This is a genomic window from Methylocystis echinoides, assembly GCF_040687965.1.
Lineage (GTDB): Bacteria > Pseudomonadota > Alphaproteobacteria > Rhizobiales > Beijerinckiaceae > Methylocystis > Methylocystis echinoides_A.
On the sequence record NZ_CP156084.1, the window covers coordinates 3535003 to 3556060 of the forward strand.

Genomic DNA, 21058 nt, shown 5'->3' on the forward strand with positions numbered 1-21058 from the left:
CGCACTCACTTTCACTCGAGCGTCAATAATGCGCGACCTCGAGCTCAAGCGCAATATCCTACAACCCCACCACCCCATTCAACGCCGCCGGCGCTGGGAGCAACGGATACTCGGCTTCGACGATATAGGGCCCGCCGCCAACCGAGTCGCGGGACGAATAGAGCACGAAGCGCTCGGCGGTGAATTTGAGCGGCGGGAAATAGCCGCGCGCGCCGAGATAGGCGGCGACCGAAGCCGAATTCGATCCGCGCAGCCGCGCCAGCGTCACATGCGGCGCATATTTGCGCGCTTCCGGCGGGGCGCCGAGCCGGCGCATCAGGCGCTCCTGCTCCGCCTGCATCTCGAGAAGCGCCGGCGTCGACCTCACGCGCGCGACGATGGCGCGCGGCCTGCCGCCCCCAAAGGAATCGAGCTGGTCGATCGTCACCTCCAGCTCCGGCCGACGCACGAAGGAAAGCGCATTGGCGGCGTCGCGGGCGAAGGCGTCGTCGACGTCGCCGATGAAGCGCACGGTGATGTGATAATTTTCGACGTCGATCCAGCGGGCGCCCGAGACGCCGCCGCGCAGCCGCGCGAGGCTCTCCGCGACATGGGGAGGAACTTCAAGGGCCGTAAAAAGTCTTGGCATGTGTTCCTCCTCGCCGTTGGAGCGCGCCTATTTGGCGCGCGATTCTCTCGCCGCGCCCGAGGGCGCGAGCGCTCTTTCCGCATAGGGGGCAATGTTTTCGACGATCTTGCGCACGCCCGCGGGATTGGGATGCAGGCCGTCTCCGAGCAGGAGAGCGGGGTCGCCCCACACGCCTTCCATGAAGAACGGAACCATCGTCACTCCGTATTTCGTGGCGAGGTCGGGATAGATCGAATCGAATTCCTGCCGATAAGCTTGCCCCCAATTGTTGCTGGAGACCATGGCCGTCAGTATGACATTCACGCCTTTCGACCGGAAAATCTCGAGCATCTTCTCCAAATTGGCGCGGACCTCCGCCGGGGGCAGGCCCTGCAGCATATCATTCGCCCCGAGCTCGAGAATCGCCAGATCGACGGGTCCGTCGGACAGCACATAGTCGAGCCTCGCGAGGCCCATCGCCGTCGTGTCGCCGGAGACGCCCGCATTGACGACCTTGACGCTGAAGCCGTTGGCCGCCAACCGTTTGCCCAGTTGGACGGGCAGCGTATCCTCCGCGGAAAGCCCCGGCCCCGCCGTCAAACTGTCTCCGAACGCGATGATGCGTTTTTCCGCCGCCTCGGCCCCGGCCCCCAGGGACGCCAAAATGAGGGCGCAGGCGGCGATTTGGAGCCGGCCCCGGAACAGGCGATAAGTCGTCACAAGCGTCTGTATGGGCGCGCCAATCAAGGAAAGCTTCTCCGTGCCACCGGTCATTGAACTCGCCGACGTGGATCTTACCCTGGGCGACGGCGCCGCGCGGGTCCATGTTCTCAAGGGCGTCAGCCTCAGCATAGACCATGGCCAGACGGTTGGTCTCCTGGGGCCGTCGGGTTCCGGGAAATCGACCTTGCTCATGACCCTCGCCGGCCTCGAGCGCCCCGATTCCGGCTCGGTCAGGATAGACGGCCGTGACATGGGCGCGCTCTCGGAAGACGCGCTGGCGCGGTTCCGTGGTGAGAAAATAGGCGTGGTCTTCCAGTCTTTCCAGCTCATCCCAACCATGACGGCGCTGGAGAACGTCGCCGTGCCGCTGGAGCTCGCCAGAAAGCCGGACGCTTTCGCCATCGCTGAGGCCGAACTTGCGGCCGTAGGCCTCTCCGACCGGCTTGCGCATTATCCCGCGCAGCTTTCGGGCGGCGAGCAGCAGCGCGTGGCGCTGGCCCGCGCGCTCGCGCCCGATCCGCTGATCCTCGCAGCCGACGAGCCGACGGGCAATCTCGACTCGGAGACCGGCGCGGCGGTCATCGACCTCATCTTCGCCCAGCAGAAGCGCCGGGGCGCGACGCTGGTGCTCGTGACCCATGATCCCGGCCTCGCGGCGCGCTGCGGGCGGCGCGTCCGGCTGCGCTCCGGGCGCATCGAGGCGGATGAGGCGTGATGCGGGCGTTTCGTTTCAACGCGCTTCCCTTCGGCCTGCGCTTCGCCCTGCGCGATCTCCTCGGAGACCCGCGCGGCTTCGCCATCTTCATCGCCTGTATCGTCATCGGCGTCGCGGCGATCTCCGGGGTCTCGGGCCTCTCCCGCTCGCTCGAACAGGGCCTCGCCCGCGAGGGCCGAACGATCCTCGGCGGCGACGCTTCCTTCAGCCTCGTCGCCCGGGAATTGAGCCCGGAGCAGCGCGCCTTCTTCGCTGCGCGCGGGCGCCTCTCCGAAATCGCCCTGATGCGCGCCATGGCCCGGCGTGACGACGGCGAGGCGGCGATGGTCGAAATCAAGGCCGTCGATCCTGCGACCTACCCCGCCTTCGGCGCCGTCGCCCTCGATCCCGCCCTTCCCCTCCCCGAGGCGCTCGCGGAAAAGGATGGGGCCTTCGGAATCGCGGTCGATCCGATCCTGCTGGCGCGGCTCGATATCAAGCTCGGCGACCCGCTGATGATCGGCGCGGCGCGCGTCACGCCGCGGGTCAAACTCGAAAGCGAACCCGACAAGCTCGCCGGCGGGGTCGGCTTCGGCCCGCGCGTGATGATGAGCCGCGCGGCGCTTGCCGCCACCGGCCTCGTGACGCCGGGCTCGGTGGTGCGCCATGTGGCGCGCGTGACGCTCAACGGCAATGTCAGCGACGAGGCCGTAAAAGCCTTCGCCCAATCCGCCGACGCAGCCTTCCCGCAAGCGGGCTGGGAGGCGCGCCGGCGCGACGCCGTCTCTCCGCAGTTCTCGCGCAATCTGGAGCGCTTCACGCAATTGCTGACCCTCGTGGCGCTGACGGCGCTTGTCGCCGGCGGCGCCGGCGTCGCCAACGCCGTGCAAGGCTTCGTCGAGCGCAAGCGCATGCAGTTCGCGATATTGAAGGCGCTGGGGGCGACGGGCTCGCGCGTCTTCGCCATTGCGCTGGCTCAGGTCATGGCGGCGGCGGCGTTTGCGATCCTTCTCGGGCTCGCGGTCGGCGCCCTCATCCCGTGGGCGGCGTCGGAAGCGCTGCGGCAGGCGGCGGACCTCCCCGTTTCGGCGGCGCTCGACGCGCGCGGCGCCTTCTACGGCGCCCTCTACGGCCTGCTCGTGACACTGATCTTCGCCCTCCCCCCGCTTGGCCGGGCGCATGAAATTCCCGTCGCCGCCTTGCTGCGCGACGATCCGCGCGCCGCGCGACTCTGGCGCTACCGGGCGGGGGCCGCTCTCGCCGCGATCGCGCTCGGCGCGCTGGTGATGCTCTCCTCCTCCGACTTGAAGCTCGGCGCCTATTATGTCGCCACGTCGGTCGCCGCCTTTGCCCTGCTGCGCGGCGCGGCCTGGATCACCATGCGCGTCGCCCGCGCCCTGCCCCGCCCGCGCGACGCCAGACTGCGGCTGGCGCTCGCCAATATCTGGCGGCCGAAGAGCCTCACGCCCGCGCTCGTCGTCTCCATCGGCCTGACGCAAACGCTGCTGATCGCGCTCGCTCTGGTCGAGGGCGCCATCCATAACGAGCTGGAGCGCGCCGACGCGGGCGAAATTCCGAACTTCTTCTTTATCGACGCGCCGAAGACGCAGGCGCGAGCCTTCAACGATTTTCTTGCCGAGCAGGTCCCCGGCGCGAAGATCGAGCATGTGCCGATGATGCGCGGCCGCATTGTGGAGGTTAAAGGCGTCCCGGTCGAACGGATCACCGTGGTCGACGACGTCAAATGGGCGCTCGAAGGCGACCGCGGCGTCACCTTCTCGGCCACGGTGCCAGCCAATTCCCAGCTCGTTGCGGGCGAATGGTGGGCGGCGGATTATGATGGGCCGCCGCTCGTTTCTCTGGAGCAGCGCATCGCCGAAGGGCTCGGCCTGTCGCTCGGCGACGAGATCAAGGTGAATGTTCTGGGCCGCGAGACCGTCGCGCGGGTCGCGAGCCTGCGCAAGGTCGACTGGCGCAGCTATGGCATCAACTTCGTGATGGTGTTCTCGCCCAACACTTTCGCCAAGGCCCCCTACATGGAGCTTTTCACCATCGCCTATGGCGCGCCGACTGTCGCCGCGCGGGACGCGACAGACGCCAAACTGGCGCGTGAGGCCGCAAAGCGTTTTCCCATGATCGTCTCGGTCCGCGTGAAGGAGGCGCTGGCCGCTGTCGACAAGATCGCCGGACAGTTGGCGCTCGCCGCTCGCGCGGCGGCAGGCCTGGCCATCGTCACCGCCGTCCTGGCGCTCGCCAGCGCCGTCGCGAGCGGCCAGCGCGCCAGGCTACATGACGCCGTCGTGCTGAAGACATTGGGCGCGACGCGAAGGTGGCTGGCCACTGCTTACGGACTGGAGTTCGGGGTCGTCGGCCTGGTCGCCTCGCTCATCGCCCTCGCCGCCGGCACGGGCGCCGCCTACGCCATGGTGACGCTGCTGATGAAGATCGACTTCGCCTTTTCCGTCACCGCGGCGTTGGCGACGACGGCGGCGACGCTCGCCGTCACCATCGGACTTGGCCTTGCGGGAACGTGGCGCGTGCTGTCGCGCCGGCCGGGCCCCGAATTGCGCGAGCTGTGAGGCTCAGGCCTCCAGTCCAAAAATAGAGAAGTCCAGCTTGCCTTCGACGACGTCTCCGTCGACCGAAAGCACCCGGTAGACGATGTGATAGTCGCCCGGCATCAGCGAGGGCGTTGGCAAAGTGAGCTCCCTGGAGGGCTCCTTCTGCGTCTTCTCCGCGATGACCGCGCCCTTGTTGTCCTTGAGCTTTACGGTGGAGTAGAGCGCGTCGGCCTTGCCGGAGAAGACCAACCGGATCGTGTGCAACGGCTTGAGCACCTGTTGCTTGTTGGCGGGATAAGAGTCGACGAGGACGGCATGGGCCGAGACGGGAACGGCGAGCGCCGTCAGGGCGAGCGCGGCAAGGGCGCCCGTCAGAACGGATTTCATCTTGCTTTCTCCTCGCATCCCCGGCGCGAGAAGGCGGGGCGCGTTTTTCGCAGTTGAAACGTCCCGGCGTCGCGGGCTGTTCGCCGCATGGTGTTATTTTTCAGGAACGCCGACCCGGCTGCGGCCGCGCCCTGCTCTTGCCCATTGGCAAGGTTTCGGAGTAGAAGCGCGTCTCGCGCCGCCGGCCGAAAGGCCGTTTCGGCGCTTTTTGGCTTGCCCGCGCGTCTGCGCAGACGGGCCGCCCCTGACCGGAATGTGACCTCGTGCCCGACAAGAGCGTGTTTACGCCGCAGAATATCGGCATTTCCGTCCTCGGCGGCGTCGCCGCGGCGGCGATTGGCGCCGTTGTCGCGCGGGGCGGCTTTGGCGGGCTGCTGTTTGCCCATCTCGCGCCGCTGCCGCTCGTCATCGTGGCGCTCGGCTTTGGGATCGTGCACGGGGCGACCTCGGCGCTGGTCGCGACCGTCGTTCTCTCGGTCGCGCTGCACCCTGTCGTCGGCATGGGCTACGCCCTGCTCGTCGCCGCGCCGGCCTGGCTTGGGGCCTATGCCGCCTCCGGCGCGCCGCGCGGCGGCCGCGATCTCGTCACCCGCAATGTCGCGAGTTGGTCGTGCCTCGCCGCCGCCAGCGTGCTGGCGACGGCCGTTATTCTATGGCTGGTTGTCGCGACGCTGAGTTTCGGCTCGCTCGACGAGGCCTTAAACCCCATTCGCGCCCGCGCCTTCCTGCTGCTCGACGCCATGTTGCGCGAGAAGGAACTGCCCGAGAGCGCCAATCCGACGGAACTCTCCGGCGTCGTCGCCCGCTCCGTCCCGGCCTTTCTCGCGGGCTACGGCCTGCTGATCCATGTCGCCAATCTCTGGCTCGGCGGGACCATTGCGCGGGCCTCCAGCCTGCTCACCCGTCCCTGGCCGGACATCGCCATGGATTTCCGCCTGCCCCGCGCCGTCACCGGCCTCTTCGCCTCGGGCGTCGTCCTGTCCCTGTTCAGCGGGCCTTCGGCCGCCATCGGGCTGGTGCTGGCCGCGACCATGGGCATGCTGCTGATGCTGCAAGGGCTCGCGGTCGTGCATGTGCTGCTGCGCGGCTCCAAGTCGAGCGCGCTCGTGCTCTCGATCATCTATTTCATGCTCGGCCTTCTCGGTTGGCCGATCGTGCCCCTCGCCGTGCTCGGCGGCGCCGACACCGTCTTCAACTATCGCGACCGCAAGTCGGCCGCGGCGCCCGGTCAGCCGCAAAAAACGGCGGAGTCGGATTGACTTTGACCGCATTTTCCTGACAAAGGCGCCAACTCTCGGAGAAACGAAAATGGAAGTTATTCTGCTCGAACGCGTGGCCAAGCTCGGCCAGATGGGCGACACGGTCAAGGTGCGCGACGGCTACGCCCGCAATTTCCTCCTCGCCCGCGGCAAGGCGCTGCGCGCGACCGAATCGAACAAGAAGCATTTCGACAGCCAGCGCGCTCAGATCGAGGCGCGCAATCTCGAGGCGAAGACCGAGGCTTCCGCCGTCGCCGAGAAGCTCGAGGGGCAGATCTTCATCATTATCCGTCAGGCGGGCGAGAGCGGCCAGCTCTATGGCTCGGTCTCGACGCGCGACATTGCCGAGGCCGCGACGGCCGGCGGCTTCTCGATCAATCGCAACCAGATCGTCCTCACCCATCCGATCAAAACGCTTGGCCTCCATAATGTGCCGGTGCATCTGCACGCCGAGGTGGACGTGAAGATCGTGATCAACGTCGCCCGTTCGGAAGAAGAGGCCGAGCGTCAGGCCCGCGGCGAGTCGGTTTTCGCCCGCGAAGAGACGTCGATGGACGACCTCGGCCTCGAGGTCGGCGCCGCGCTCGCCGAGGCTGGCGACGTCGAGATGTAATCAGTCGACCGCAAGGGTCATCTCAAAAAGCCTCCCACGGTCCTGCCGTGGGAGGCTTTTTCTTTGCTGGGGCATGATGCGCGCCCAAAAACGCCGCTGGCCGAGCGCCAATAGGCCGCGTACGCTACGCGAATGATTCGCCGCACAGGCAAGCGCTTTTCGTTGCGCCGAGCAAAATCCATGGCGTGGCTGTGGATATGACTCGCAACATCGACGCGCGAAACGCGCGGGTAAGAGTCAAGGCTGGCGCGGGGAGCAACCGCGTGCGAATGTCGTCATGCATCCGGATGGCTTCCGCGTCGCGTCTGAAGGCCCCGGCGTTTCATTCAAAGTCGACGAGAACAAATGCCCCCAGTCGAACAATTGGCGGGTGCGCGCCTCTATCCGGTCGCGCAGCCCGAGCCGCCGGCCTATCGCGCGCCTCCGCATAATCTCGAGGCTGAACAAGCGCTGCTCGGCGCGATTCTCGTCAACAATGACGCCTTCGACCGCGTCTCCGACTTCCTGCGTCCAGAGCATTTTTCGGAAGAGCTGCATCGCCGTATCTTCGAAACGACGGCGCAGCTCATTCGCGCCGGCAAGCTCGCGACCGTCGTGACCTTGAAAACATTTCTGGCCGACATCGAGCTGCCCGCCGGCGTAACGATCCAGGCCTATCTCGCGCGCCTCGCCGCCGAGGCGACGACCATCATCAACGCCGAAGACTACGGGCGAATCGTCCACGACCTCGCCGTGCGACGCGATCTCATCAACATCGGCGAGGAAATCGTCAACACGGCCTTTGACTCGCCCGTCGACGCCAGCCCCCGCGCGCAAATCGAGGAGGCCGAGCGCAAGCTTTATTCGATCGCCGAGACAGGCCGCTATGAGGGCGGCTTCCAGCGGTTTTCTGACGCGCTGGCGATCGCGATCGACATGGCCTCGAGCGCCTATATGCGCGATGGCCATCTCTCCGGCATTTCGACGGGGCTCATCGATCTCGACGAGAAGATGGGCGGCCTGCAGAAATCCGACCTGATCATCGTCGCCGGCCGCCCCGGCATGGGCAAGACGGCGCTCGCGACGAACATCGCCTTCAACATCGCCAAGGCCTATCAGTACGACGTCGAGCCCGACGGCTCGCATAAGACAATCAACGGCGGCATCGTCGGCTTCTTCTCTCTCGAAATGTCCGCCGAACAATTGGCCACGCGCGTCATCGCCGAGCAGTCCGGCGTGCCGAGCTACAAGATCCGCCGCGGCGATCTCAACCAGGACGATTTTGAGCGCATCGTCGCGGCCTCGCGCGAGATGCAGAGCATCCCCTTCTATATCGACCAGAGCGGCGGCATCTCCATCGCGCAGCTCGTCGCGCGCGCGCGTCGCCTGAAGCGGCAGAAAGGCCTCGATCTTCTCGTCGTCGACTATCTGCAATTGCTGGCGGGCTCGAAGTCGCGAAACGACAATCGCGTGCAGGAGCTGACCGAAATCACGACCGGCCTGAAGGCGCTGGCGAAAGAACTGAATGTGCCGGTGATCGCGCTCTCGCAGCTTTCCCGCCAAGTCGAAGCGCGCGACGACAAGCGCCCGCAGCTCTCCGATCTGCGTGAATCTGGCTCGATCGAGCAGGACGCCGACGTGGTGCTCTTCGTCTATCGCGAAGAATATTATCTGAAGAACAAGGAGCCGCGCGAAGGCACGGAAGAGCACATCAACTGGATGGCCGAGATGGAGCGCGCGCATGGCCGCGCCGAGGCCATTATCGGCAAGCAGCGCCACGGCCCGACGGGAACCGTGCCGCTCGCCTTCGAAGCTGAAGTCACGCGCTTCTCCAATCTCGCCGACGAAGAGAAATTGCCCCCGCGGCTATAACGCCGACGGCGCTTGTCGACAAAGCTGCGAGGCACATCGCCCTTCGAGACGCGCGCGCTCCTCACGAACCTAAGCAATAACTGGAACCCCCTCATGCTGAGGAGCCGCCGAAGGTGGCGTCTCGAAGCATGAGGAGCCGCCGAAGGTGGCGTCTCGAAGCATGAGGAGCCGCCGAAGGCGGCGTCTCGAAGCATGAGGAGCCGCCGAAGGCGGCGTCTCGAGGCATGAGAAGCCCCGCCACATTGTCTGCGGCGGGGCCAATGTTCGGCCAGGTAGAGCGCGTCTTCGCCGATCAGCGGACGGCGACCGTCCACGCCTGCTTCGAGCGGTCGAAGCGGAAGCCGGGCGCCGTGCGGAGCTGATCCTTGCTCGCGTTCATGCTCAGCCACCACCTGTTTTCACGCTGCGTCGTTGACACAGCGTCGAAGGGAACCGCGACGTCCTTCTCCCCCATGCCGAGGAAGCCGCCGACGGACACGATCACCGCCTGGACCTTGCCCTCGCGATCGAGCAGCATGTCCTTCACTTCGCCGATCTTGTTATCGTTCGGATCATAGACGTTCTGGTCGTACCAGTTGGAGACGGCCGTCGCGTGCTGCGGCAAGGTCGTCATCATCTGCGCCGTCGCGCCCGTCTGCGCGCCTTCGCGGGCGCCCATCGTGCCGCTCCTGCCCATCGTGCCGCCGGTTCCGCGCTCCGTGCCCATCGTCCCGGTCCCGCGCTCGGCGCCGGTTCCCATCGTCGAGCCCGGCGATCCGCCGGTCGTTCCGCTCTGCTGCGCATAGACAACGCCTGCGCCTGCCGTGGCCAGCGTAGCCGCGAACATAATCGCCTTGATCATGTCTGTTACTCCGTCGTCGCCAGCGCGATTGACGGGCGCATGTAAGCCATGCGCCCGTTCGAAGAAACCGCGCCTTTAGACTAAGCGTGCACGTGATATTCACGCGCCCTAACAACAGACGGGCTCCGGCGTTGTTCCTAGCGTGACGGGGAGCGGCCCCTACTTTGGCAACACCGCCCAGTAGTCGAGATCGAGCAGCACGGCCGCATCCGGCTTGCCGTCGGGCCCGTTGAGCGGGAACGCCGCGCAAGGCTTGTCCTTTGTCGCCACCAGGCGGAGACGCAGCGCGCCGATGTCGCTGCGGCCAGGGATCTCCGCCTTATCCAGCACTTCGCTCCAGGCGAAGATGGTGCCGCCCGCAAACAGCGGATTGACGTGCTTGCCGCCGTTCACCGCCGAAATATGGAAGACATTCTCCAGCCCGTTGAAGGACAGCGCGCGCGCCATGGAAATCACATGGCCGCCGTAAATGATGCGTTTTCCGAAACGGCCTTGGGATTCATAGTACTGGTTGAAGTGCACCTTCGAATTGTTCTGATAGAGGCGCGTCGCCAGCATGTGCTCCGCCTCTTCGACGGTCATGCCGTCGATATGGTCAATCATCTCGCCTTTCTCGTAGTCGCCCCAGAAGAAAGGCGAGCCGGCGAGCGCCTTGTCATAGGCCGCGACCTTGATCGGCGGCACGGCTTGTCCCAACTGGGACGGATCGACCGCCTTGGGCAGGTCGGGCACGACCGTCGGGCCGACAGGAGTGTCCTTGTCGCGCTTCTTCACCATCACCCAGCGCGCATAGGAGAGCACGGTCTCGCCGCGCTGATTCTTCCCCGTCGTGCGGACGTAGACGACGCCCGTCTCCTTGTTGGAGTTCTCCTTCAGGCCGATGACCTCGGAGACGGCGTCGAGCGTATCGCCCGGATAGACCGGCGCCAGGAATTTGAAGTCGGCGTAGCCGAGATTGGCGAGCGCATTCAGCGAGACGTCGGGCACGGTCTTGCCGAGCACGAGATGAAAGACGAGCATGTCGTCGATCGGCGCATCCCTATAGCCGATCGCCTCGGCGAAAGCCTTGGAGGATTGCACGGCGAAGCGCGGCAGATAGAGCGCAGTGTAGAGCGCGACTTCGCCGACGGTGACGGTGCGCGGAGCTGCGTGGCGCAGAATCTGCCCGAGCCTGAAGTCCTCGAAAAAATTGCCGACGTTGATCTTCGACTTGCTCATCTCTTTCGCTCTTTAGCCTTTTGTGGGCGCCAGCCGGGCCAGCGCGTCGAGGTAAGGCGCGGGGTCGCCCGCGACGAAAAGCTTCTTCACACGGCTCGTCTCGCCGGAGCGAATCGTCACCGCCTTTTTTGGAGCCGAGAGCGCTTTGGCGACCAGCTCGATCAGCGCCGTATTGGCGCGGCCGTCCTCCGGCGCGGCGCGCACCCGCGCCTTGAGCACGGACCTGCCGTCGGCGAGGGTCTCGACGCCCTCGATCGCGTCCCGCCCGCCCTTGGGCGTCAGACGCAGCCAGAGCGTGACGCCGCAGGCCTCCGCTGTCCAGGGCGGCTCGGGCTCCGCCAAATCAGCCCACGCTGTGGGTCAGAAGATTTTGCAGGAATTGGATGCCGAGAAGCAGGATCAGCGGCGACAGGTCGAGCCCGCCGATCGCCGGCAGCACCGAGCGGATCGGGCGCAAAAGCGGTTCGGTCAAGGCGTCGACCGCGCGCCAGATGGTCTGCGCCGCCTGGGAGCGGGTATTGAGCACGTCGAAGGCGACGAGCCAGGAGAGGATCACCGAAACGATCACGATCCACCAGTAAAGGTCGAGGATCGTGAGCAGGAGATTAAGGACCGCATAAGACATGAGATTGTCCCGCAAATGAAGGGCCGTGGCCTGTCTAGCCTCCCTGCCCCCGCCCGGCAACCTCCCCCCGGCGCCGCAGGCGCAAAGGGGAAAAAACGCGCAAAACGCCGATGGGCGATTGACAGGGAAAGACGCGGCGTATACTCACCCGCCCACGGCTCGGGGCTGTAGCTCAGATGGGAGAGCGCTGCAATCGCACTGCAGAGGTCGGGGGTTCGAATCCCCCCAGCTCCACCAAGTAAATCAGATACTTAGCTAGACGGCCTACTCCTTCAAAGATGCTCTTGGAGCAAATTTGGAGCAGTTGGCATGGCGACCTTCACCAAACGGGGCAATCGCTGGAAAGCTCAGATCAGGCGAGCTGGCTTCCCGTCCCTTTCAAAGTCCTTCCTCTCAAAATCGGATGCAGAGAAATGGGCGCGGGATAAAGAGCGCTCTATCGACAGGGGCGAGCTTCCGACCAACCATAACGAACTGAAGGCGACGACCCTAGGGGACCTACTGACTCGCTACCTGGAGCAGATCACCCCGACCAAGCGAGGCAGCAATTCGGAAGCCTATCGGCTCCGGACGATGTTTGAGCACCCGATAGCCGCCCTATCGCTCAAGAACCTCTCTCCCGCAGCCGTAGCCTCTTACCGAGACGACAGGCTCCAGAAGGTCTCCACCGGCTCCGTAAGGCGAGAGCTGGCCATCCTCTCCCATTGCCTTGAGATCGCGAAAAGGGAATGGGGAATAGCGCTCAAAGTTAACCCCTGTGCCGAGGTCTCCAAGCCTTCCAACGGGAAGGCCAGAACCAGGAGGCTTGAGGCTGGAGAGTTTGAGACCCTGGACGAAGCCCTCAGGCAATGTGGGAACCCGCTTGTCAGGCACGTCTTTCTATTTGCCTTGGCCACCGGCATGAGGCGAGGCGAGGTCATAGCTCTCCGTTGGGAGCACGTGGACCTGGAGCAGAGAACAGCCCACCTGCCTTTGACCAAAAATGGCGACGCTAGGACGGTTCCCCTGTCTCCCGCAGCCCTGCAAGTTCTGTCTCAGCTTCCGAGGCAGCCTGGAGGCCCAGTGTTCCCAATCTCCGGTAATGCCGTTCGTTTAGCCTGGGGCCGGGTGAAGGCCCGAGTGGGCATCCAGGACCTGCGGTTCCACGACCTTCGAAGGGAAGCGATTAGCCGATTCTTTGAAGTTGGTCTGTCCGTGCCAGAGGTTGCCGTTTGCTCTGGTCATAAGGACACCAGAATGCTGGCGGTCTATACGAAGCTGAAGGCGCAGGACATCGCTGCTAAACTCTAGGGCTTGACTACAGCGTAGTTTTCGTGTAGAATTATACTAACAGCCTGAGAAAGAAATGCCGAAGTCGTGAGCCCCCGAGGCTCCAAGCGGAGGTTAATCTTTCTCAGAGCTGCGCATTCGGGGAAGTTAGATTTAGATATTATTATATTTTTATTAAAAGGCTCCGCCCTAATCTACCCTTCCCTCTTAGCACAGATCGGAAATCCTGGCAAGGCAGACCTCTTCAGGAGGCCGTATGCTAGGTTCCTATCATACCTCCACTAGCAATAGCCTCTAGAAGCCACACAGTTAGCCCGCACAGTGGCCTTTAGAGCTGGGGATGTACTACCCTAGCCAAAATCACTAAAGCTCACCAGTGGCCTTCCTACAGCATCCTAGAGGCTATCCATTCTCAAAGAAAGTATTCCCAAATGTCTTATAACAAATTCTCAGATAAAGCGATCCGTTCCAAGTCTAACCAAAATGAAGCCGAGCGTATGCTCACAGAGTTTGAAGTTAACCGAGCTTACGAGCAACTGCTAAACCGTTATGGTGGAGAGCAAGCCACCCTAGCCATGCTGGCCAATAAGCTCCGAGAGGAGGCAGGACGACTGGGTTACCGAGGCAGCCAGACCGAGCAGCCGAAGCAGCCCCAGGAGCAGCCTAAAGACGCTCCCGTCTCATACGGCCTTGATCTCTTCGGAGGCAACAACTGATGGACACGTTTGCTGATTTGGTTTGTCAGAAGGAATTCGAAGCCTTGGTCCGTCAATACCAAAGCTCCCCCGATATCCTAATCCAACTAGGGGGAATGCTGGAGCATGAGGGACAACGTCTTCTCTACAACGGTGCAAACCCTGGCCAAAAATCCCACGACCATGGAGACCGATAATGAGTAGGACCCAAGCCGAACGCCTCCAGTTAGAAGCCGACTACCTGGAGGACATCAAAGGCGAGACCCCCTGTGGAGACTTCATCATCAAGAAGGAGCCTCCGTTTTCCCTTTGGGTAATCCGACACAGGAACCCGAAGGGAAAGGTTCCAAAGTTCCTACTCGGACAATGGACGGATAGGGCAACAGCCCAACACGCGATTGAGTCTTTCTTGGAGAATAGCGCAGTCAATGACGAGTGATGAAGATTTCACGGACATCAAATTTCTTAGAGATGAAAATGGACGAGAGGTTGCGATTGTCCCGGTTCAGGACGGAAGGAAGGGAGCGGCAATAATCGATAAGGACGATATCCAATTCCTAGATTCATTGGGTTTGAGCTTCAATTGGAATAAATTGCCTAACGGGCACATCACAGCCCCGGAAAGCAACTCCCCTAACAATTACGTTTACGTCAGCAGGGTTCTCATCGGAGCAGGTTGGGGCCAGCAGATAGCCTACATCGATGGCGACCCCTCCAACCTCAGGCGGTCCAATCTCGTTCTCGTTAAAGGCCATGTGACCTGGCACTGCAAAGTTCCTCCACGACCGATTAGAGTCCGGCCTTTGAGAGGACGGACGAATGAAGCGTGCACGTTTCACTGAAGAGCAGATTATCGGCGTGCTGCGGGAGCATGAGGCAGGCGCGAAGACCGCCGATCTCGCCCGCAAGCACGGCGTTTCCGAAGCGACGCTCTACAACTGGAAAGCCAAATACGGCGGCATGGACGTTTCGGAGGCTAAGCGTCTGAAGGCGCTGGAAGAGGAGAATGTAAAGCTTAAGAAGCTGTTGGCGGAAGCCATGCTCGACGCCTCCGCGCTCCGTGAGCTTCTGTCAAAAAAATGGTAGGGCCCGCCGCCAAGCGCGAGGGAGTCGCGCATCTGCGGGCCGCGATGGGCCTGTCGGAACGGCGGGCCTGTGGCCTTGTCGGCGCGGATCGCACGATGATCCGCTATCGTTCTCGGCGTTCGCCGGACATAGAGCTGCGGGAGCAGATCCGCGATCTCGCCAACGCCCGCAAGCGCTTCGGTTACCGGCGTTTATTCATTTTGCTGCGCCAGGCGGGCGAGCCTTCGGGCGTCAACCGCATCTACCGGCTCTATCGCGAGGAGGGCCTGAGCGTGCGCAAACGACGATCGCGAAAACGCGCCGTCGGGACACGGGGGCCAATTCCAATTGAGGCAAAGGCCAATGCGCGGTGGTCGCTCGACTTCGTTCACGACCAGTTCGCTAGCGGTCGCCGCTTCCGGGTTCTGAACATCGTGGACGACGCGACGCGTGAATGTCTCGCAGCAATCCCCGACACGTCGATTTCGGGCCGTCGCGTCGCGCGGGAGCTTACGGCGCTGATCGGCAGGCGCGGCAAGCCAGGGACGATCGTTTCCGACAATGGCACGGAGTTCACCTCGAACGCGATGCTCTCCTGGTCAGAGGAGCATCGGATCGCTTGGCATTTCATCGCCCCGGGCAAGCCCATGCAGAACGGCTTCTGTGAGAGCTTCAATGGGCGGATGCGCGACGAACTCCTAAACGAGACGCTGTTTCTCGGGCTAGACCACGCCCGAGAGAAGATCGCGGCCTGGGTCGATGACTACAATCACCGGCGACCGCATTCCGCGCTCGCCTACCTAACCCCGGCAGCCTACGCCGCCTCGCTCCCCGCAACATGCAATCGGCTGCGCAACCCCGACCAGCTTCGCCGATCGCATGTTGCTCACATCGCGCCTCACGGCGTAAAACTCCACGGGGCTCCAATCGCCGCTGGATGAAACTTCAGTGGCAGGTCACATGCCACCCGAAGGGACCGAGATTTCCTTAAGGCCGAAGGCCATGGACCGAAGGTTCTTAAGGGAGCGGCTCTTGCTTGAGAGCATTTACGTTTCGTTTCTTCTTCTCATCACCGTGTCAAAGGAGCTGCTATTTCGTTGTCTAGTTTGTTTCGAGAAGAAGCGTTAGTCCGCCCCCAGCGAAGCCTCTACCAAGCTCAATCCTTCTTGAATGCCATTGAACCAGGTAAGAAGGACTGGCAATTCGTAGCCATCCGGGAGAACAGGAACGCTCCCAAGAGCTGGCCTGCCTTTGACGAGTACCAGGGACACCTCGACGAAATTGGTTACCAGCTCGAAAGGGATAACAGGCATTCAGGCATCTTCGTCAGATTGAATGACGAGGACCGAATACGTGTAATCTGGAAGACAGAGAAGGACGGCCACCTTTCCTCCTTCTCAAAGCGTCTTCCCCCTTCAGCCGTTGTGGCTACAGGAATTGGGGAATGGTTTGCCTATTGGTTTGTAGACCGTGGCCTCAGCCGGGAGGACTTCTCTCAGATCATGGGGCCTACAAGCCTAGACACCATCTTCCGATTGCCTGGATTCTTCTCATTCACAGCGAATGAGCGCTTCCTGGCAAAGACCATGTACCAACGTTAACAGCTAACGCAGTTATATTAACAGCTAGAAGAGGGGAATCCATCAATCCCCTCTTTTTTACCAGGATTTTTCTTTCATTGATGAATCACAAGTCAATACCAGTGACCAGAGTCGATATCCTGAGGAAGCCAGACGACCTCACAGAGCGGACCCGAGCAAACCTAGAGAGGAAGTTCAAAGAGTACGGCCACCATCCCTCCGTTGACCAAATGGACGGGCTGGAGGAAGCGGCGAAAGTCATCCAAGGCATGGCCGACGGGAGCCTGAAAGACAGCAGCTTCTACGTCAGCTGTCTTGCTCCAGGCATCGGTAAAACCTCCACGATCATCCAAGCCATACGAAACCTGAGCAAGATGACGGAGTACGCCGCCACAGGAGTAATCATCTTTCTTTCCAGGGTGGAGGAGATAGCGAAGCTGGCGAAGGACATGGGCCTGCCAACCAGTGACTTTTCAACCATAGTCAGCCGTCACTACCCGGAAATTTTGGCCCTTGGAAATACGGACAAGCAGCAAGCCCGAGTCCTGTTTACAACCCAGCAGATGCTTGAGGCTTGCTGTCGAAGTACAGACAGCTTCGAGTCTATCCGACAGTTCCTTTGGAACGGCAAGCCGAGACAAGTCAAGATTTGGGACGAGGCAATCCTACCGTCTAATCACTTCACTGTGGACGAATGGTCGATATCAGGTTTGCTGGACCCCCTACGGTTTGCCGGAGAGATGGCGCTAGCGAAAGAGCTATCCGACTTCCGAAAGGAACTGGAGAACGCAAAGGACAAAGACGTTGTGATTGTTCCTGACATCCATCGCCATCGCCTTGCGTTGAATGAGATCGTCGGGCTAGTGGAGACGCCTAGACACAAAGCGGCAACCGAATACCTTTGGAAGCTCAGTGACAAGCCCTGCCGAGTCAGGAAGGACCAGAACACCATTACGGCTTTGGACTACGAGGATTTCCTTCCGAAAGACCTCGGGCCTATGCTGATTATGGACGCCTCTGGATCGCAGAGAGAGACTTATCGACTGTGGTATGAGCATCGCCACGGTATCAAGTTCCTGCATTCACCTCAAAAGACCTACGAAGGATTGACTGTCTTTCACTGGAACAGAGGAAGCGGTAGAGACGCCAAACAAAACCCCGCGAACGGAAAGAAGCTGGTCGACGGAGTTGTGAAAGCGATTACGTCAATTCCAGAAGGCAAGCCGATCCTTGTCATCCATAAGAAGCCGAGAGGCAAAAAAGACCTCGATTGGGAGAAGGAGATTCGGGAACGGATCAGGGATAGATCGAACGTCAGCTTCTGCACCTGGGGGCAGCACACAGCGACCAACGATTACGTTGACTGTGAACACGTCATCCTTGCCGACCTATTGAACTACGCCACCAGCCAGTATGAAGCCATAGGCCGTGGAGCGAAAGGGGCCAAGGTGGAGGAAGACTTCTCAGACGAGGACTTCCAAGGAACCAGACTCGGAGAGTTTGCCCATAATGTCTATCAGGCAGCCTGTAGAGGGGCAGTTCGAAGAAGCATCGGAACCCAATGCCCCCAAGGCGTCACCCTCCACATGATCTTCAGCACCAACCGAGGAACGGGGTTTCCTAGACCTATGCTGAAGAGGGTGTTTCCGGGTTGCACTGTCGTGGATTGGAACCCTATTCCGAAGAAGCTGACTCAGAACGAGCAAGCCTTGAAGGACCTGAAAGCCAAAGCTGAGTTCAAGGAAATGTCTAAGACCCAGATAGCCAAAGTCCTTGGAATTGGAAAGAACAACGTAAATCGCCTCTTCGATAGTTTAGATAAAAAAGAGGCCATCGCGCAGTAGCGGCTTGCGCCAGAAGAAGTACTCAGAAAACCATATAGAGGTCTCCTATTGGCTTTTTGAGTACTTTTAGCCCTTGCTGGTCAGGGGCCTATCGGCGACCGCTCTATCCCTTTGTTGAAAGGAAAAGAAAGGACCACCTACTTAAGGGGCTGACTCCAGTAGTTTGGCCCCTTAAGTTTATCTTTTGTTTTGTTTTTCTTAGCCGGCTCGATTAGCCGGCCCCTAAAGCTATACCCCAGACGCGGAAGCGTTCTCTAGTGCGCAAAAGCAAGTATCTGTTACAACTACAGGGAATGTTCTATACTTACGACACTTATATTTTTCAAGGAGTTACGTGAATATACCTTCACCATTGAACTATAATATAGTATGCCCAGAAGCACACCCGAGGGTTTCCTCGAATTTCTTTGTCAAAATATCAAGCTGTAATTCAACTTTATAAGTGTACCCCCCATCCCCCCTCCTACCCCCCTCCAAAATCCACATGGCGAGCTGACTCGAAACCAGTAACTTAAATCAGGTCGCAACACGCAAATAACTTATGCCCTCGAATGCTTGCAAATAGCTCGTTATCATCTGAGCAACCTTCTCAGGGTTCTCTTTTGGCAAGCTAATTTCCAGGCGAAAACCGTCCATGGTCTGAGCCAGCTTGTAAAAACTGTCTTCGCAAATTTCGTTGAGAAATCCATGCAGCACTCTAGCGAACTCGCTGAAGGGCATAGTCCCCTTTAAGTTTCCTTCGATCGCAAAATTCCTCACAAGCCCCATTGAATCATAAGGGTTGCTGCGCGGACCAGGCAATTTAGCCATCGCTTGAAGCTGCGAATCGATTCGGTCGAGACGATCCCATATCAGCTTAGTTTCAGGAGTAGCGTGTTGTTCGAGCTTCATTTTTCCTCTTGCTGCTGTAACCGGGTTCTCGACGACGTATCCTTGGGCCGTTGCCGCAACCAGCGCTTCTTTCAGGCCCGCACGTGCAGCTTTCAATTCATCGGGAGTAGAGTAGCTAAACTCCACAGCTCTATAAAGCTTTACATCAAATGGTATTTCAGTTCCGTAGTGATACAAATGGATAATCGGCTTTTGAACCATGTGCCGTATACCAATCTCATAGAAAGCGTTGGGATTCATAAAGCTCATATCCGCGATAACCAGGTCCGAATCGACTAGATGATTTATCAACTGAGACGTAATTAACCCCGGTTCGGACATCTTGTCAGCCCTCACCACGTGAAACTTAGGCTCGAATTCTCGGAAGACGTGTTCGATTATTTCATGCAGAAGCCAGTCTGCATGCTTTCGGATTTCGGATGCAGAAGGTCCAATTGGACCAACCACAAAACACGTCTGCCTAGGAGATTCACGTGTCATCTTAGTTATCCTGGATACACGCCATAATCTCAGCCAGTTCCAATGGAATCATTCTTATTCGGCGGAAAGCTTTGTCCAGTCTTTTTGGAGTAACGACGTGCTGTCCGAAGGCGTTGCGATATGTTTGGAATAAATCGTGACCCCGACGAGTTATCATCCATGCGGGATATTTTACCTCAACGCCGTTTGAAAAAGTGACGAGCCTCTTTTTCTTCTCAGGATCGCTCATCGCTCCAATGCTTGGCGAGATTTCCTTAGCGACGTAGTCAACCATCGCTTGGATGGCGACAGAAGGCAATTCCCGAATCAGATGCTCGTCTCCCGAAGAAATTGATTTGCCACCGGGAAGAGATGGCGCGCTTCCTTCCTCAACAAGTAATCCAAAAATAATAACAGGATCGAGTCTATAATTCTCGATACTGTGACGGCCAATTACCAAAACTCTTGACGAAGGGGTGTTCCCTTGGTCGAGATCAATAATACCTCGAAACATTTCACTCAATGGCTGGGCGTCGAATTTTTCGACCCACTGTGTCACCGTATGCCTCCCTCCTCCGGTCTTCTCCGCACCCTTCCCTCTCGCGGCAGGCATAAATACAAGGCTTGGAACAGGCCTTATTGCCTTTGCGTCCTTACTCGGTCCTTGATCTGCAAGGACATCTCTAACTGCGCCATAAAACGCTGCGTCTTCCTCATCCTCGACGAGAACGAATCTCGTTCCTGGAGAAACGATCACCAGACCCGACGTTAGCATTCCAATCGCTTCCGCCTTGGACTCAGGTCGCGTTATACGAGGCTGCTCACGCGTCATAACGAATATCGATTCCTCAGGTGCCAGTGCTACGGTGGATGGCGAATGAGTTGTCAAAATTACCCTTACGCCGTGCTGATCCACGAAAACCCCTTTGATCAAGTCAATAAATTGACGTGTCATTGTCGGGTGTAGATGTGCATCTGGTTCATCAAGCAAGAGTAATTTTGGAAAAATTTTATTTCGCTCCAAATTGTAAAGCCATAGAAGCGCGCGCAAGATAATCTTCTCCCCCGACGATAAGTCATTCAGATCAATGACTGCTGCATGGGCTTCCGATCGGACTCTCAGAACATAATTCTGGCGCAACACATCTCCGGGCGGCTGAACACGATACGAGAATTCCGCTGCTTTCAATGCGTCATTGATGAACTCCCAGGGAGGCACTCCAAGCTTTTCAGAAATCTCCGGCTCAGTGCACCTTTGTAGTAGCTTCTCTGCTTTCTTCATTTGGTAATTCAAGAAGACTTGACCGAGCCCCGCAGCAACGTCGTTGTACTCGCTCATGAATAAAGAATCATCCGTGAAGGAATGTGACTTCGACACAAAGTCTCTGACACTCATATGATGCTTTTTCTTTACAAGCGCGTCGTACACAGCTCGATCAATGCCGCTTAAACCTTGGAGGAATTTCTCCGGGTTATCCGCGTCCCTAAAATCAACTTCCCTTACTCTAAATCCCATGTCAGCATTCGGAAGGTACGCAATCTCATCAGGCCCGATGGCTAGACCTGTTATTTTTAGCGGAATTCTATCCAGTCTTTTCCTATCAGGGTAATCACCTTCAGTTAGCTTTAGCGCGAGTAAGCGCAAGAGCTGCGATTTTCCCGATCCGTTCAATCCAGTGAGAACGGCAAACTTTGGAATATCAGTCCAAACAATTCGATCGATCGACTTGAACGGAGGGGATCGGGTCTCACCCACCTCAATCGAGTACGTCTCGCAATCGTCGCTAGGCACGGCAGGACCCCTGAAATAGGAGCGTCTAATCCCTCGTCTGTCCAAAGCAGCCTCCGCGCAGCTCTTTTTTCGATTACCCACCTC

19 protein-coding genes and 1 tRNA gene are annotated in these 21058 nt (G+C 59.7%); 11 read left to right on the forward strand and 9 right to left on the reverse strand.

Features of this window, described 5'->3' with window-relative positions; all coding sequences use genetic code 11:
• Positions 1-58: 58 nt before the first annotated feature.
• Together thpR and RVU70_RS17405 are read right to left on the reverse strand one after the other, a co-directional pair.
• Positions 59-628 carry an RNA 2',3'-cyclic phosphodiesterase gene (gene thpR / locus RVU70_RS17400; RefSeq protein ID WP_363348573.1) on the reverse strand — a complete coding sequence of 190 codons (570 nt, stop codon included), beginning with the start codon at positions 626-628 and terminating at the stop codon, positions 59-61.
• Between the two features lie 27 nt (positions 629-655).
• Positions 656-1381: an arylesterase gene (locus RVU70_RS17405; protein ID WP_363348575.1), complete on the reverse strand. Its 726-nt coding sequence runs from the start codon at positions 1379-1381 to the stop codon at positions 656-658.
• Between RVU70_RS17405 and RVU70_RS17410 the strand changes: the two genes are divergently transcribed.
• Together RVU70_RS17410 and RVU70_RS17415 are read left to right on the forward strand one after the other, a co-directional pair.
• Entirely contained in the window at positions 1368-2045 is a 678-nt protein-coding gene (locus RVU70_RS17410) for an ABC transporter ATP-binding protein (protein WP_363348577.1), read from the forward strand. The two genes, RVU70_RS17405 and RVU70_RS17410, sit on opposite strands and share 14 nt — an antisense overlap.
• A complete protein-coding gene (locus RVU70_RS17415) occupies positions 2045-4603 on the forward strand; it encodes an FtsX-like permease family protein (RefSeq protein WP_363348578.1) in 2559 nt (852 codons plus the stop codon). The genes RVU70_RS17410 and RVU70_RS17415 overlap by 1 nt, the downstream gene beginning before the upstream one ends.
• A 3-nt stretch (positions 4604-4606) precedes the next feature.
• Here the strand turns inward: RVU70_RS17415 and RVU70_RS17420 are convergent, their stop codons facing one another.
• Complete coding sequence (locus RVU70_RS17420) at positions 4607-4972, reverse strand: copper resistance CopC family protein (protein ID WP_363348580.1); 366 nt, start codon at positions 4970-4972, stop codon at positions 4607-4609.
• A gap of 263 nt (positions 4973-5235) precedes the next feature.
• Here RVU70_RS17420 and RVU70_RS17425 point away from each other — a divergent pair, with 263 nt between their 5' ends.
• The 3 genes from RVU70_RS17425 (at position 5236) to RVU70_RS17435 (ending at position 8695) form a co-directional block, all read left to right on the forward strand.
• Positions 5236-6231, forward strand: a complete 996-nt coding sequence (locus RVU70_RS17425; protein ID WP_363348582.1) for a DUF2232 domain-containing protein — start codon at positions 5236-5238, stop codon at positions 6229-6231.
• A 49-nt stretch (positions 6232-6280) separates the two neighbouring features.
• Positions 6281-6844 carry a 50S ribosomal protein L9 gene (rplI, locus tag RVU70_RS17430; RefSeq protein ID WP_363348584.1) on the forward strand — a complete coding sequence of 188 codons (564 nt, stop codon included), beginning with the start codon at positions 6281-6283 and terminating at the stop codon, positions 6842-6844.
• A gap of 345 nt (positions 6845-7189) precedes the next feature.
• A complete protein-coding gene (locus RVU70_RS17435; protein ID WP_363348586.1) occupies positions 7190-8695 on the forward strand; it encodes a replicative DNA helicase in 1506 nt (501 codons plus the stop codon).
• Positions 8696-8987: 292 nt separating this feature from the next.
• Here RVU70_RS17435 and RVU70_RS17440 read toward each other — a convergent pair whose 3' ends face one another.
• The 4 genes from RVU70_RS17440 to RVU70_RS17455 all read right to left on the reverse strand — a co-directional run bounded on the left by RVU70_RS17440 (position 8988) and on the right by RVU70_RS17455 (position 11379).
• The gene (locus tag RVU70_RS17440) at positions 8988-9536 is read right to left on the reverse strand and encodes a PRC-barrel domain-containing protein (RefSeq protein ID WP_363348588.1); all 549 of its coding nucleotides are present in this window, start codon (positions 9534-9536) and stop codon (positions 8988-8990) included.
• Positions 9537-9695: 159 nt separating this feature from the next.
• Positions 9696-10754 carry a MaoC family dehydratase gene (locus RVU70_RS17445; protein WP_363348590.1) on the reverse strand — a complete coding sequence of 353 codons (1059 nt, stop codon included), beginning with the start codon at positions 10752-10754 and terminating at the stop codon, positions 9696-9698.
• 12 nt (positions 10755-10766) lie between these two features.
• Complete coding sequence (locus tag RVU70_RS17450; RefSeq protein ID WP_363348592.1) at positions 10767-11096, reverse strand: DUF167 family protein; 330 nt, start codon at positions 11094-11096, stop codon at positions 10767-10769.
• Position 11097: 1 nt separating this feature from the next.
• Positions 11098-11379, reverse strand: a complete 282-nt coding sequence (locus tag RVU70_RS17455; protein ID WP_363348594.1) for a YggT family protein — start codon at positions 11377-11379, stop codon at positions 11098-11100.
• A 161-nt stretch (positions 11380-11540) separates the two neighbouring features.
• Here RVU70_RS17455 and RVU70_RS17460 point away from each other — a divergent pair.
• The 6 genes from RVU70_RS17460 (at position 11541) to RVU70_RS17485 (ending at position 17832) form a co-directional block, all read left to right on the forward strand.
• Positions 11541-11616: transfer RNA gene (locus tag RVU70_RS17460), tRNA-Ala, on the forward strand.
• Between the two features lie 72 nt (positions 11617-11688).
• The gene (locus RVU70_RS17465) at positions 11689-12669 is read left to right on the forward strand and encodes a site-specific integrase (RefSeq protein ID WP_363348596.1); all 981 of its coding nucleotides are present in this window, start codon (positions 11689-11691) and stop codon (positions 12667-12669) included.
• A 410-nt stretch (positions 12670-13079) separates the two neighbouring features.
• A complete protein-coding gene (locus tag RVU70_RS17470) occupies positions 13080-13364 on the forward strand; it encodes a hypothetical protein (RefSeq protein WP_363348598.1) in 285 nt (94 codons plus the stop codon).
• A 798-nt stretch (positions 13365-14162) separates the two neighbouring features.
• Positions 14163-15349, forward strand: a protein-coding gene (locus tag RVU70_RS17475; protein ID WP_363346330.1) for an IS3 family transposase whose coding sequence is annotated in 2 segments (ribosomal slippage) — positions 14163-14415 and positions 14415-15349 — 1188 coding nt in all. Because the reading frame shifts where the segments join, the coding sequence is not laid out codon by codon here.
• A 225-nt stretch (positions 15350-15574) separates the two neighbouring features.
• Positions 15575-16009, forward strand: coding sequence for a hypothetical protein (locus tag RVU70_RS17480; RefSeq protein WP_363348600.1), 435 nt, complete (start codon positions 15575-15577; stop codon positions 16007-16009).
• 101 nt (positions 16010-16110) lie between these two features.
• Complete coding sequence (locus RVU70_RS17485) at positions 16111-17832, forward strand: hypothetical protein (protein WP_363348603.1); 1722 nt, start codon at positions 16111-16113, stop codon at positions 17830-17832.
• A gap of 516 nt (positions 17833-18348) precedes the next feature.
• Here RVU70_RS17485 and RVU70_RS17490 read toward each other — a convergent pair.
• Both RVU70_RS17490 and RVU70_RS17495 read right to left on the reverse strand, forming a co-directional pair.
• Positions 18349-19203 carry a hypothetical protein gene (locus RVU70_RS17490; protein WP_363348605.1) on the reverse strand — a complete coding sequence of 285 codons (855 nt, stop codon included), beginning with the start codon at positions 19201-19203 and terminating at the stop codon, positions 18349-18351.
• A 1-nt stretch (position 19204) separates the two neighbouring features.
• The gene (locus RVU70_RS17495; RefSeq protein ID WP_363348607.1) at positions 19205-20974 is read right to left on the reverse strand and encodes an AAA family ATPase; all 1770 of its coding nucleotides are present in this window, start codon (positions 20972-20974) and stop codon (positions 19205-19207) included.
• Between the last annotated feature and the right edge of the window lie 84 nt (positions 20975-21058).

Coding starts and splice junctions, on each gene's coding strand:
- RVU70_RS17445 (WP_363348590.1), bottom strand. CDS start 10,754: ATGAGCAAGTCGAAGATCAACGTCGGCAATTTTTTCGAGGACTTCAGG.
- RVU70_RS17405 (WP_363348575.1), bottom strand. CDS start 1,381: ATGACCGGTGGCACGGAGAAGCTTTCCTTGATTGGCGCGCCCATACAG.
- RVU70_RS17455 (WP_363348594.1), bottom strand. CDS start 11,379: ATGTCTTATGCGGTCCTTAATCTCCTGCTCACGATCCTCGACCTTTAC.
- RVU70_RS17435 (WP_363348586.1), top strand. CDS start 7,190: ATGCCCCCAGTCGAACAATTGGCGGGTGCGCGCCTCTATCCGGTCGCG.
- RVU70_RS17490 (WP_363348605.1), bottom strand. CDS start 19,203: ATGACACGTGAATCTCCTAGGCAGACGTGTTTTGTGGTTGGTCCAATT.
- thpR (WP_363348573.1), bottom strand. CDS start 628: ATGCCAAGACTTTTTACGGCCCTTGAAGTTCCTCCCCATGTCGCGGAG.
- RVU70_RS17420 (WP_363348580.1), bottom strand. CDS start 4,972: ATGAAATCCGTTCTGACGGGCGCCCTTGCCGCGCTCGCCCTGACGGCG.
- RVU70_RS17415 (WP_363348578.1), top strand. CDS start 2,045: ATGCGGGCGTTTCGTTTCAACGCGCTTCCCTTCGGCCTGCGCTTCGCC.
- rplI (WP_363348584.1), top strand. CDS start 6,281: ATGGAAGTTATTCTGCTCGAACGCGTGGCCAAGCTCGGCCAGATGGGC.
- RVU70_RS17470 (WP_363348598.1), top strand. CDS start 13,080: ATGTCTTATAACAAATTCTCAGATAAAGCGATCCGTTCCAAGTCTAAC.
- RVU70_RS17440 (WP_363348588.1), bottom strand. CDS start 9,536: ATGATCAAGGCGATTATGTTCGCGGCTACGCTGGCCACGGCAGGCGCA.
- RVU70_RS17465 (WP_363348596.1), top strand. CDS start 11,689: ATGGCGACCTTCACCAAACGGGGCAATCGCTGGAAAGCTCAGATCAGG.